Genomic DNA, 12,665 nt, shown 5'->3' on the forward strand with positions numbered 1-12,665 from the left:
CGAGAATTAGCAGTACAGACGACGACATAGGGGACATAGTGCTCGACGTCAACTTCTTCGACGAGCTGCGCATTGGTCTCGCCACCGCCGACGACATCCGTCAGTGGTCGCACGGCGAGGTCAAGAAGCCTGAGACGATCAACTACCGCACCCTGAAGCCGGAAAAGGACGGGCTCTTCTGCGAGAAGATCTTCGGTCCGCAGCGGGACTGGGAGTGCTACTGCGGTAAGTACAAGCGCGTCCGGTTCAAGGGCATCATCTGTGAGCGCTGCGGCGTCGAGGTGACTCGCTCCAAGGTCCGCCGTGAGCGGATGGGGCACATCGAGCTCGCCGCTCCGGTGACCCACATCTGGTACTTCAAGGGCGTTCCGAGCCGGCTGGGTTACCTGCTGGACCTCGCTCCCAAGGACCTCGAGAAGATCATCTACTTCGCCTCGTACGTCGTGACGAGCGTGGACGCGGAGTCGCGTCACCGCGACCTCTCGACGATCGAGAACGAGATCCTGGCCGAGAAGCGGCAGTCCGAGAACAGCCGCGACTCGGAGATCGAGAAGCGCGCCGCCAAGCTCGAGGCCGACCTGGCCGAGCTGGAGGCCGAGGGTGCCAAGGCGGACGTCCGGCGCAAGGTCAAGGAGGGCGGAGAGCGCGAGATGCGCCAGATCCGCGACCGGGCCCAGCGCGAGATCGACCGCCTGGACGAGGTGCTGGACACCTTCCGCAAGCTGGAGCCGAAGCAGCTGGTCACCGACGAGCTGCTCTACCGCGAGCTGCGCGACCGGTTCGGTGAGTACTTCACCGGTTCCATGGGCGCCGAGGCGATCAAGGCGCTGGTCCAGAACATGGACCTCGACGCCGAGGCCGAGAGCCTGCGGGAGACCATCCGGTCCGGCAAGGGCCAGCGGAAGATCCGGGCGCTCAAGCGGCTCAAGGTCGTCGCGGCGTTCCTGAACACCCGCAACTCGCCGCTCGGCATGGTGCTGGACTGCGTCCCGGTCATCCCGCCGGACCTGCGCCCGATGGTGCAGCTCGACGGTGGCCGCTTCGCGACCTCCGACCTGAACGACCTGTACCGCCGCGTGATCAACCGGAACAACCGCCTCAAGCGACTGATCGACCTCGGCGCGCCCGAGATCATCGTCAACAACGAGAAGCGGATGCTCCAGGAGGCCGTCGACGCGCTGTTCGACAACGGCCGTCGCGGCCGGCCGGTCACCGGCCCGGGTAACCGCCCGCTCAAGTCGCTGTCCGACATGCTCAAGGGCAAGCAGGGCCGGTTCCGCCAGAACCTGCTGGGCAAGCGCGTCGACTACTCCGGCCGTTCGGTCATCGTGGTCGGCCCGAAGCTCAAGCTGCACCAGTGCGGTCTGCCCAAGCAGATGGCGCTGGAGCTGTTCAAGCCCTTCGTGATGAAGCGGCTGGTGGATCTGAACCACGCACAGAACATCAAGTCCGCCAAGCGGATGGTCGAGCGTCAGCGCCCGGTCGTGTGGGACGTGCTGGAAGAGGTCATCGGCGAGCACCCGGTGCTGCTCAACCGGGCGCCGACCCTGCACCGCCTGGGCATCCAGGCCTTCGAGCCGCAGCTGGTCGAGGGCAAGGCCATCCAGATCCACCCGCTGGTCTGCACCGCGTTCAACGCCGACTTCGACGGTGACCAGATGGCGGTGCACGTGCCGCTGTCCGCCGAGGCTCAGGCCGAGGCGCGGATCCTGATGCTGTCGTCGAACAACATCCTCAAGCCGGCCGACGGTAAGCCGGTCACCATGCCTACCCAGGACATGGTCATCGGTCTGTACCACCTCACCCACCTCACCGCCGGTGAGAAGGGCGAGGGCCGGGCGTTCAGCTCGGACGCCGAGGCGCGGATGGCCTTCGACAACGGCGAGCTGCACCTGCAGGCGCCGGTGAAGATCCGCCTGCGTGGCGTGGTCGGTGTCGACAACGGCAACGGCTCCGAGGCGTGGAGCGCCCCGGAGGGCTGGGTCGAGGGTGACCCGCTGACCGTGGAGACCACCCTGGGTCGGGTGCTGTTCAACGAGACGCTGCCGCAGGGCTACCGCTTCGTGAACTACGAGATCCGCAAGGGTCAGCTCTCCGCGATCGTCAACGACCTCGCCGAGCGCTTCCCCAAGGTGGCGCTGGCCGCCACCCTGGACGGGCTCAAGGAGGCCGGTTTCCACTGGGCCACCTGGTCCGGCGTGACGATCGGCATGGAGGACGTCATCGCTCCGCCGCGCAAGGCGGAGATCCTGGCACGGTACGAGAAGGACGCCGACCAGATCGACAAGCAGTACCAGCGTGGTCTGATGACCGCCGAGGAGCGTCGCGGCGAGCTCATCGAGATCTGGACCAAGGCGACCAACGAGGTCGCCAAGGAGATGGACACCGCGCTGCCGCAGGAGAACCCGCTGTGGAAGATGATCAACTCGGGTGCTCGCGGTAACCTGCTCCAGCTCCGGCAGATCGCGGCGATCCGTGGTCTGGTGGCCAACCCCAAGGGTGAGATCATCCCGCGGCCGATCAAGGCCAGCTACCGGGAGGGTCTGTCCGTGCTGGAGTACTTCATCTCCACGCACGGTGCCCGTAAGGGTCTCGCCGACACCGCGCTGCGGACCGCCGACTCGGGTTACCTGACCCGTCGTCTGGTGGACGTCTCGCAGGACGTCATCATCCGCGAAGAGGACTGCGGCACCGACCGGGCGATCCCGATGCAGATCGGCGAGAAGCTGGACGGCAAGCTCGTCGTCCACACCCACGCCGAGACCAGCGTGCACGCCCGGACCCTCGCCGACGACATCAAGGGGCCGGACGGCACCGTGGTGGCCGAGCGCGGTCAGGACATCAACTCCATCGGGGTCGACAAGATCGTCGCCGCTGGTGTGGAGACGGTCCGGGTGCGCAGCGTGCTCACCTGCGAGTCGAAGCTGGGCGTCTGCGCGGCCTGCTACGGCAGGTCGCTGCCGACCGGTAAGTCGGTCGACATCGGCGAGGCGGTCGGCATCATCGCCGCCCAGTCCATCGGTGAGCCCGGTACGCAGCTGACGATGCGTACCTTCCACACCGGTGGTGTCGCGGGTGAGGACATCACCCAGGGTCTGCCGCGTGTTCAGGAAATCTTCGAGGCTCGGGTCCCGAAGGGTAAGGCGCCCATCGCCGACACCCCCGGTCGGATCCGGATCGAGGATGGCGAGCGCTCGCGCAAGATCATCGTGGTGCCGGACGACGGCAGCGAAGAGATCGTCTACGACAAGATCTCCAAGCGCGTCAAGCTCCGTACCCACGACGGCGGTCACGTCGCGGTCGGCGAGAAGCTGACCGAGGGCACCATCGACCCGCACGAGTTGCTGCGGATCATGGGTCCGCGGGCGGTCCAGGTCCACCTGACCAGTGAGGTCCAGGAGGTCTACCGCTCGCAGGGTGTGCTCATCCACGACAAGCACATCGAGATCATCATCCGCCAGATGCTCAAGCGGGTGACGGTCATCGACTCCGGCTCGACCGAGTTCCTGCCGGGTGTGCTCGTCGACCGGGCGCTGTTCGAGTCGGAGAACCGCCGGCTCGTCTCGGAGGGCGGCGAGCCCGCCGCCGGTCGTCCGGTGCTGATGGGTATCACCAAGGCCTCGCTGGCCACCGACTCCTGGCTCTCGGCGGCCTCCTTCCAGGAGACCACCCGGGTGCTGACCGACGCTGCGATCAACTCGCGCAGCGACTCGCTGGTCGGCCTCAAGGAGAACGTGATCATCGGAAAGCTCATCCCGGCCGGTACCGGCATCAGCAAGTACCGCAACGTCCGGGTCGAGCCGACCGAGGAGGCCAAGGCCAAGGTCTACTCGATGACCGGTTACCCGGAGACCGACTACGGGTTCGGGCCGGCCAGTGGGCAGGCCGTGCCGCTGGACGACTTCGACTTCGGGTCGTACCGCTAAGCACCAGTCACACGACGAGGCCCCCGGTGAAAGCCGGGGGCCTCGTCGTGTCCGTGCCCACCCACCCCTGGGCCTGGTTCGGCATGATGGGGGGATGACGACCGCACCCGGGCAGGTGTCCGTCGCCCAACAGGGCGTGCGCCACCCGCTGGACCCGGACCCGGCCCGCGCCACGAAGGCGCGGGCGGTCTTCGCGCTGGGCCTGCTCGGCATGTTGACCGGGCTGTTCATCGGTGGCGTGGTGCCGGCCACCGTGGCGCTGCAACTGGCCCGGCAGGCGCGTCGGGAGGCGTACGCCTCGGGGGGTTTCCTGACCGGCGCCGTCTGGCTGCGACGCGGGGAGTGGATGGCCTGGACCGGCCTGGTGCTGGTCGCGGTCAGTGTGGTGGCCGCGGTGGTCATCGGGGTGGTCCGGTTGGCCGGTGCCCCGTTCGGCCACGACTACCCGGCGAACATGGACTGAGCCACCGGTGACCGCGCCCGGCGCGGGCGGCGGCGCTCGCGGCGGTAGCCTGGCCGATGTCCGCCGTGTGGCGGTGGCGGCCTTTCGACAGGAGGACCTCGTGACGGAACCGGCGCGGCCCCCTGCGGACGAACCGGCCGGCCCGCCGGACCCGCCGGCTCCGCCATCCGAGCCGAGCGACTGGGCGCGACCCGGTCCGAGCGGCGAGACGCACCCACCGGTGTCCATCCCGAGCCCGCCGCCTCCTGCTGCGCCGCCCCCCGGTTGGGGTCCGAACGGCTGGGGCACGACCGCGACGCCCGGCTCCGACCAGCCGTACCCGGTCTCCAGCGCACCGACCTCGACGCCGCAGGGCTGGGGCCCGCCCACCTCCGGGCCGGGTGTGCCGCCCGGCTGGGGCCCGCCGACGGCTGGATCGGGAGCGCCGTACGGCTGGGGTCCGTCCTCGTCCGCGCCGAGTGTGCCGGCTGGGTGGGGTCCGTCGTCGTCTGCGCCGCCGGGGTGGGGTCCGTCCTCGTCTGGGCCGGCTGCGTCGTACGGCTGGGGCCCGCCGTCGTCCGGGCCCGGGGCGGCGCCCGGCTGGGGTCCGCCGCCGCCGGGGCACGGCCCCGGGTGGGGTGGCACGCCGGGTCGTCCGGTACCGCCGCCCACCGACGACCAGCGCCGGCCGCCGAAGCGGGTGGAGGCCGTTTCGGGTACGCCGTTCGGCGTCGTGCACCTGGACGTGCCACCGGTCACGTCCGGGCTGGCCATCGGGGCGCTGGTGGCGGGGATCGCCTCACTCCTGGTCTCACTGCTGGTGATCTGCTTCGGAGTGGCCTTCAAGAACGACGGCGGGGCCTGGGCCTCCGGGGCGTTCGCTGCGCTGGGTGTGCTGGCCGGCGGGGCGGCGGTCGTCATCGGGCTGCTCGGCCGGCGGCAGATCCGGCGGCCGACGGTGCCATCCGCGGTCCAGTTCACCGGCCGCGGGCTGGCGATGGCCGGGATCAGCTGCGGCGCGGCGGGGGCGCTGCTCAGCCTGCTGGGCCTGGGTCTTGCCCTGCTTCTCACGCTGACGTGAGGGTCGTCACCGAGAGATCCGGCACCTGACGGGGGTTTTCCGCGGAAGGCTTCCGGTCACCCCGGGGGCGATGGGTGCTTCTACGGGGAAGCCGGTACACTTGTATTCGTAGGTGCCCATCGCGGGCGACGGGGCAGGACGAGATCCGGCCGGCGGGTGTGAGACAGTCGCCGGGCCATTCCGTTTTGACCTGGGCGGTTGTGGTAGGTACTCTTTCCCCTTGTGCCCGGGCATGCCCGGGCAACTCGTGCGTGCGCTGTTTCCGGCTTACGGACGGCGGCACGACAAGCCAAAGATCCGGGGCGGGGCGACCCGCGCGCCGGTGACAAAACCCGGTACGAACGCGAGAGCGTCGCAACGGGGCCGTGACGAGGGCGACACGCCCGACCGCGGGTGCCGGGGTCTCCGCAAGGCGACCCTGGTCGGAATGTAGGAGAGCCGGTCATCAGGCCGGCTAACGAGCAGACGGCGCGGCCGCGGATGCGGCCGAAGGGAGCGGAGAAACCCGGTGCCCACGATCCAGCAGCTGGTCCGAAAGGGCCGCCAGGCGAAGACGACCAAGACCAAGACCCCGGCGCTGAAGGGTTCCCCTCAGCGGCGCGGCGTGTGCACCCGCGTGTACACCACCACCCCGAAGAAGCCGAACTCGGCGCTGCGCAAGGTCGCTCGCGTGAAGCTCAGCAGCCAGATCGAGGTGACCGCCTACATCCCCGGCGTCGGTCACAACCTGCAGGAGCACTCGATCGTGCTCGTTCGCGGCGGTCGGGTGAAGGACCTCCCCGGCGTGCGTTACAAGATCGTTCGCGGCTCGCTGGACACCCAGGGTGTCCGCAACCGCAAGCAGGCGCGCAGCCGTTACGGCGCGAAGAAGGAGAAGAGCTGACATGCCGCGTAAGGGACCCGCTCCGCGGCGGCCACTGGTCGCTGACCCGGTGTACAACTCGCCGCTGGTCACCCAGCTGGTGAACAAGATCCTGCTCCGCGGCAAGCGTCAGCTCGCCGAGTCCATCGTGTACGCGGCCCTCGAGGGCTGCCGCGAGAAGTCCGGCACCGACCCGGTCGTCACCCTCAAGCGGGCGATGGACAACGTCAAGCCGACCCTCGAGGTGCGCAGCCGTCGTGTCGGTGGCGCCACCTACCAGGTTCCGGTCGAGGTCCGCCCGACCCGGGCGACCACCCTGGGCCTGCGCTGGCTGGTCACGTACTCCCGCGCCCGGCGCGAGAAGACCATGGTCGAGCGGCTGATGAACGAGCTGCTGGACGCGAGCAACGGCCTCGGTGCCGCCGTCAAGCGGCGCGAGGACACGCACAAGATGGCCGAGTCGAACAAGGCCTTCGCGCACTACCGCTGGTAACACCCTGGTTCCGGCGCCTCCGGGCGCCGGAACCGCCACCAGTTGAGTCGAGACGACGATAAGTAGGGATTGAAGTGGCCGCCGCAGACGCGCTCGCCAAGGTACGCAACATCGGCATCATGGCGCACATCGATGCCGGTAAGACCACGACCACCGAGCGAATCCTGTTCTACACCGGCATCACGTACAAGATCGGTGAGGTCCACGAGGGCGCTGCCGTCATGGACTGGATGGAGCAGGAGCAGGAGCGTGGTATCACCATCACCTCCGCTGCTACCAAGTGTGAGTGGAAAGACCACACGATCCAGATCATCGACACGCCTGGCCACGTCGACTTCACGGTCGAGGTCGAGCGGTCGCTGCGGGTCCTGGATGGTGCGGTAGCGGTTTACGACGGTGTCGCCGGCGTGGAACCGCAGACGGAGAACGTCTGGCGGCAGGCCGACAAGTACAACGTCCCGCGTATGTGCTTCGTCAACAAGCTCGACCGGACCGGCGCCGACTTCTTCCGCTGCGTGCAGATGATGATCGACCGGTTGAACGCCACCCCGCTGGTGCTCCAGATCCCGATCGGGCTCGAGGGTGACCACATCGGTGTCGTCGACCTGATCGGCATGCGCGCGCTCACCTGGCGCGGGGAGACCCAGAAGGGTGAGGACTACGCGGTTGAGGAGATCCCGGCCGAGCTGGCCGACTCCGCGGCCGAGTGGCGCGAGAAGCTGATGGAGACCCTCGCCGACGTCGACGACGCGGTGATGGAGAAGTACCTGGAGGGCGAGGAGATCCCCGACGCGGAGATCAAGGCCGCCATCCGGCGTGCCACCATCGCCGGCAAGGCCAACCCGGTGCTCTGCGGCTCGGCGTTCAAGAACAAGGGCGTTCAGCCCATGCTCGACGCCGTGGTCGACTTCCTGCCGTCGCCGCTGGACGTTCCGGCGATCGAGGGTACGGCCACCGACGGCGAGACCCCGCTGCTGCGTAAGCCGTCCAACACGGAGCCCTTCTCCGGCCTGGCCTTCAAGATCCAGACGGACAAGCACCTGGGCAAGCTCACCTACGTGCGGGTCTACTCCGGCACGCTCGATTCCGGTTCCCAGGTGGTCAACTCCACCAAGGACCGCAAGGAGCGGATCGGCAAGATCTACCAGATGCACGCCAACAAGCGGGAAGAGCGTCCGTCGGCGCAGGCCGGCGACATCATCGCCGTGCAGGGTCTCAAGCAGACCACCACCGGCGACACTCTCTCCGACCCGGCGAACCCGGTCATCCTGGAGTCCATGACCTTCCCGGAGCCGGTCATCTCGGTGGCGATCGAGCCGAAGACCAAGTCCGACCAGGAGAAGCTGGGCACTGCCATCCAGCGCCTGGCCGAGGAGGACCCGACCTTCCGCGTCCAGCTGGACGAGGAGACCGGTCAGACGGTCATCTCCGGCATGGGTGAGCTGCACCTGGACATCCTGGTCGACCGGATGCGCCGCGAGTTCAACGTCGAGGCGAACGTCGGCAAGCCGCAGGTGGCGTACCGCGAGACCATCCGCCGCAAGGTGGACAAGGTCGAGTACACCCACAAGAAGCAGACCGGTGGTTCCGGCCAGTACGCCCGCGTGATCGTGAGCGTCGAGCCGCTTCCGCTGGACAACGACTCGCCGACCTACGAGTTCGCGAACGCCGTCAGCGGCGGCCGCATCCCCCGGGAGTTCATCCCCTCGGTGGACGCCGGTGCGCAGGACGCGCTGCAGTACGGCATCCTGGCGGGCTTCCCGCTGGTCGGCGTGAAGCTGACCCTGCTGGACGGCCAGTACCACGAGGTCGACTCGTCGGAAATGGCATTCAAGATCGCCGGCTCGATGGTGATGAAGGACGCGGCCCGCAAGGCCGATCCGGCACTGCTCGAGCCGATGATGGCCGTTGAAGTCACCACTCCTGAGGAGAACATGGGTGACGTCATCGGTGACCTCAACTCCCGCCGCGGCATCATCCAGGCGATGGAGGAGCGCAGCGGCGCCCGCATCGTCCGGGCCCTGGTGCCGTTGTCGGAGATGTTCGGCTACGTCGGCGACCTGCGGTCGAAGACCCAGGGCCGGGCTAGCTACAGCATGCAGTTCGACTCCTACGCCGAGGTTCCGCAGAGCGTCGCGAAGGAGATCATCGCCAAGGCAACGGGCGAGTAGCGCTCTGAGCTGGTGATTCGTGGTTGGTCGCGGGAGGGTTCACCCGCCCGCGGCCACCACGATCGGATCGCGTGAGACCGGGCCTGTAGGCTTCATCGCCGCAGAACCCACAAAGGCTCTCCGGCCGTCAGGCCGGAAAGGCTGTCGACAGAGTCCTAAGCGCCGACCGGCGCGCCGGGCGTACGAACCAAGAAGTCCACAGGAGGACACCAGTGGCGAAGGCTAAGTTCGAGCGGACTAAGCCGCACGTCAACATCGGCACCATTGGTCACATCGACCACGGTAAGACGACGCTGACGGCGGCCATCACCAAGGTCCTGCACGACCAGTACCCGGACCTGAACCCCTACACGCCGTTCGACGAGATCGACAAGGCGCCGGAGGAGAAGGCCCGCGGCATCACGATCTCGATCGCGCACGTCGAGTACCAGACCGAGTCGCGGCACTACGCGCACGTCGACTGCCCTGGGCACGCCGACTACATCAAGAACATGATCACCGGTGCCGCGCAGATGGACGGCGCGATCCTGGTGGTCGCGGCGACCGACGGCCCGATGCCGCAGACCCGCGAGCACGTGCTGCTGGCCCGTCAGGTCGGTGTGCCGTACATCGTCGTGGCGCTCAACAAGAGCGACATGGTCGATGACGAGGAGCTCCTGGAGCTCGTCGAGCTCGAGGTCCGTGAGCTGCTCTCCTCGCAGGAGTACCCGGGTGACGACCTGCCGGTCGTTCGGGTTTCGGCGCTGAAGGCCCTCGAGGGTGACCCCGAGTGGACCGGCAAGCTGCTGGACCTGATGACCGCTGTCGACACCTCGATCCCGCAGCCGGAGCGCGAGGTTGACAAGCCGTTCCTGATGCCGGTTGAGGACGTCTTCACGATCACCGGTCGTGGCACCGTCGTCACCGGTCGCGTGGAGCGCGGCGTTCTCCTGCCGAACGAGGATGTCGAGCTCGTCGGTATCAAGGAGAAGAGCTTCAAGACCAAGGTCACCGCGATCGAGATGTTCCGGAAGACCCTGGACGACGCCCGCGCAGGCGAGAACGTCGGTCTGCTGCTGCGTGGTACCAAGCGCGACGAGGTCGAGCGCGGCATGGTCGTCGTGAAGCCGGGCTCGAACACCCCGCACACGGAGTTCGAGGCGACGGTCTACATCCTCTCCAAGGAGGAGGGTGGCCGTCACACCCCGTTCTTCCAGAACTACCGCCCGCAGTTCTACTTCCGGACCACTGACGTCACCGGTGTCGTCACCCTCCCCGAGGGCACCGAGATGGTCATGCCGGGTGACAACACGTCCATGTCGGTGAAGCTGATCCAGCCCATCGCCATGGAGGAGAACCTCAAGTTCGCGATCCGCGAGGGTGGCCGCACCGTCGGCGCCGGGTTCGTCACCAAGATTAACAAGTGAACTAGGTAACCCCGATTAGACCCGCCGCCGGTCGTGCGGCATACTAGTCAGGTTGCGTAACGACAGTTCGTCGCCTGTGTTCGGCTTTCGCTGAACCTCCGGGTGGCGAGGCAGTCGAGCGTAGGGTGGTTGGCGGCCCAGTCGCCAACCACCCTCGCACGGCGTTCAGGTCGCGGTAATGCGATCGGCGCCTTGACCCCCCGTGCGGTCGGCACCACTCCGGTACCTAGGGGCGGAGCTCGGCCCGAGGGCGCGACACGCCCGACCGCGGGGGTCGGCGAAGTGGGCCTGTGCCAGCCGGTACAGGCGCCCGCAACACAGCGGCATCGAGAGAAGGAACAGAAGCCACCATGGCGGGACAGAAGATCCGCATCCGGCTCAAGGCCTATGACCACGAGGTCGTCGACTCCTCGGCTCGGAAGATCGTCGAGACGGTGACGCGCACCGGGGCGCAGGTCGCGGGCCCGGTGCCGCTGCCCACGGAGATCAACCGTTTCTGCGTTATCCGCTCGCCGCACAAGTACAAGGACTCGCGCGAGCACTTCGAGATGCGCACGCACAAGCGGCTGATCGACATCATCGACCCGACCCCGAAGACGGTCGACTCGCTCATGCGCCTCGACCTGCCGGCTGGCGTCGACATCGAGATCAAGCTGTAGGGACCGGACAAATGGACAGGCAAGTCAAGGGGATCCTGGGCGCCAAGCTCGGCATGACCCAGGTCTGGGAGAACAACCGTGTTGTTCCCGTGACCGTGGTCGAGGCCGGCCCGTGCGTCATCAGCCAGGTTCGTAGCGCCGAGAAGGACGGTTACTCCGCGGTCCAGCTCGCGTACGGCACCATCGACCCGCGCAAGGTCAAGAAGCCGATCAGCGGGCACTACGCCAAGGCGGACGTGGCGCCGCGCCGGCACATCGTCGAGCTGCGCACCACTGACGCTGGGGAATACTCGCTCGGCCAGGAAGTCACTGTCGAGGAGTTCCCGGCCGGCGTCACCATCGACGTCACCGGCAAGACCAAGGGCAAGGGCTACGCCGGCCCGATGAAGCGGCACGGCTTCCACGGCCTGGGCGCCGGCCACGGCGTCGAGCGCAAGCACCGCTCGCCCGGCTCCATCGGCGCCTGCGCCACTCCGGGTCGTGTCTTCAAGGGCACCCGGATGGCCGGCCGTATGGGTGGCGTTCGGTACACCGTGCAGAACCTCACCGTCCAGGCGGTCGACACCGAGAACAACCTGCTGCTCGTCCGGGGTGCCATTCCTGGTCCCAAGGGCGCGCTCGTTCTGGTCCGTACCGCGGCCAAGAGCAAGGTGAAGAAGGGCGGTGCGGCCAAGTGACCACCGTTGACGTGCGCACCGTCGAAGGCACCACCAGCGGCTCCGTGGAGCTGCCGGAGGACATCTTCGACGTGCAGGCCAACGTCGCGCTGATGCACCAGGTCGTGGTGGCCCAGCTCGCGGCGGCCCGACAGGGCACGCACAAGGCCAAGACCCGCGGCGAGGTCGCCGGTGGCGGCAAGAAGCCGTACAAGCAGAAGGGCACCGGTCGCGCCCGGCAGGGCTCGATCCGCGCGCCGCAGTTCGCCGGCGGTGGCGTCGTGCACGGTCCCGTGCCGCGCGACTACAGCCAGCGGACCCCGAAGAAGATGAAGGCCGCCGCTCTGCGGGGTGCCCTCTCCGACCGGGCCCGCGCCGGGCAGGTGCACGTCGTCGAGGCGTTCGTCTCGGGCGAGAAGCCGTCTACCAAGGCGGCCCTGGCCACGCTGACCAAGCTCACCGAGGCCCGTCGGGTCCTGGTCGTGCTGAGCAGCACCGACGAGCTGAACTGGGTGTCGCTGCGCAACGAGCCGCGCGTGCACCTGATCGAGTCCGGCCAGCTGAACACGTACGACGTGCTCGTGGCCGACGACGTGGTCTTCACCAAGGACGCCCTGGACGAGTTCCTGGGCGTGCCCGCCGAGACCACCGAGGAGGGTGGCAAGTGAGCACGATCGCCGACCCGCGCGACATCATCGTGGCGCCGGTCGTCTCGGAGAAGAGCTACAGCGAGCTGAACCGGAACTGGTACACCTTCCTGGTGCACCCGGACGCGAACAAGACCGAGATCAAGATCGCTATCCAGCAGATCTTCAACGTCCGCGTCCTGACGGTCAACACGCTCAACCGCCAGGGTAAGCGCAAGCGCACCAAGACCGGTTTCGGTCAGCGCAAGGCGACCAAGCGGGCGATCGTGAAGCTGGCTGACGGTGACCGCATCGAGGCCTTCGGCGGCCCGGTCAGCTGAGG

Annotated in this window: 11 protein-coding genes; all 11 read left to right on the forward strand. The window is 67.8% G+C overall.

Annotated elements, in window-relative coordinates:
- Positions 1 to 38 precede the first annotated feature (38 nt).
- Positions 39 to 3,926, forward strand: coding sequence for a DNA-directed RNA polymerase subunit beta' (locus OG992_RS24460; protein ID WP_124858781.1), 3,888 nt, complete (start codon positions 39 to 41; stop codon positions 3,924 to 3,926).
- A 94-nt stretch (positions 3,927 to 4,020) separates the two neighbouring features.
- Positions 4,021 to 4,389, forward strand: coding sequence for a hypothetical protein (locus OG992_RS24465; RefSeq protein ID WP_238687836.1), 369 nt, complete (start codon positions 4,021 to 4,023; stop codon positions 4,387 to 4,389).
- Between the two features lie 679 nt (positions 4,390 to 5,068).
- Positions 5,069 to 5,449 carry a hypothetical protein gene (locus OG992_RS24470; protein WP_238687835.1) on the forward strand — a complete coding sequence of 127 codons (381 nt, stop codon included), beginning with the start codon at positions 5,069 to 5,071 and terminating at the stop codon, positions 5,447 to 5,449.
- Positions 5,450 to 5,957: 508 nt separating this feature from the next.
- Positions 5,958 to 6,332: a 30S ribosomal protein S12 gene (gene rpsL / locus OG992_RS24475; protein WP_007465318.1), complete on the forward strand. Its 375-nt coding sequence runs from the start codon at positions 5,958 to 5,960 to the stop codon at positions 6,330 to 6,332.
- A gap of 1 nt (position 6,333) precedes the next feature.
- Positions 6,334 to 6,804, forward strand: a complete 471-nt coding sequence (rpsG, locus tag OG992_RS24480; RefSeq protein ID WP_007465317.1) for a 30S ribosomal protein S7 — start codon at positions 6,334 to 6,336, stop codon at positions 6,802 to 6,804.
- Between the two features lie 74 nt (positions 6,805 to 6,878).
- The gene (gene fusA / locus OG992_RS24485) at positions 6,879 to 8,975 is read left to right on the forward strand and encodes an elongation factor G (protein ID WP_266304404.1); all 2,097 of its coding nucleotides are present in this window, start codon (positions 6,879 to 6,881) and stop codon (positions 8,973 to 8,975) included.
- 212 nt (positions 8,976 to 9,187) lie between these two features.
- Entirely contained in the window at positions 9,188 to 10,381 is a 1,194-nt protein-coding gene (tuf, locus tag OG992_RS24490; RefSeq protein ID WP_030489585.1) for an elongation factor Tu, read from the forward strand.
- A 350-nt stretch (positions 10,382 to 10,731) separates the two neighbouring features.
- Positions 10,732 to 11,040, forward strand: coding sequence for a 30S ribosomal protein S10 (rpsJ, locus tag OG992_RS24495; protein ID WP_007073037.1), 309 nt, complete (start codon positions 10,732 to 10,734; stop codon positions 11,038 to 11,040).
- Between the two features lie 11 nt (positions 11,041 to 11,051).
- A complete protein-coding gene (gene rplC / locus OG992_RS24500) occupies positions 11,052 to 11,717 on the forward strand; it encodes a 50S ribosomal protein L3 (protein WP_091402403.1) in 666 nt (221 codons plus the stop codon).
- Positions 11,714 to 12,364, forward strand: a complete 651-nt coding sequence (gene rplD / locus OG992_RS24505; protein WP_030489587.1) for a 50S ribosomal protein L4 — start codon at positions 11,714 to 11,716, stop codon at positions 12,362 to 12,364. The genes rplC and rplD overlap by 4 nt, the downstream gene beginning before the upstream one ends.
- Positions 12,361 to 12,663 carry a 50S ribosomal protein L23 gene (rplW, locus tag OG992_RS24510; RefSeq protein WP_007465304.1) on the forward strand — a complete coding sequence of 101 codons (303 nt, stop codon included), beginning with the start codon at positions 12,361 to 12,363 and terminating at the stop codon, positions 12,661 to 12,663. The genes rplD and rplW overlap by 4 nt, the downstream gene beginning before the upstream one ends.
- The last annotated feature ends 2 nt before the right edge of the window (positions 12,664 to 12,665 follow it).

It is taken from the genome of Micromonospora sp. NBC_00362 (assembly GCF_026342155.1).
GTDB classification, from domain to species: domain Bacteria; phylum Actinomycetota; class Actinomycetes; order Mycobacteriales; family Micromonosporaceae; genus Micromonospora; species Micromonospora hortensis.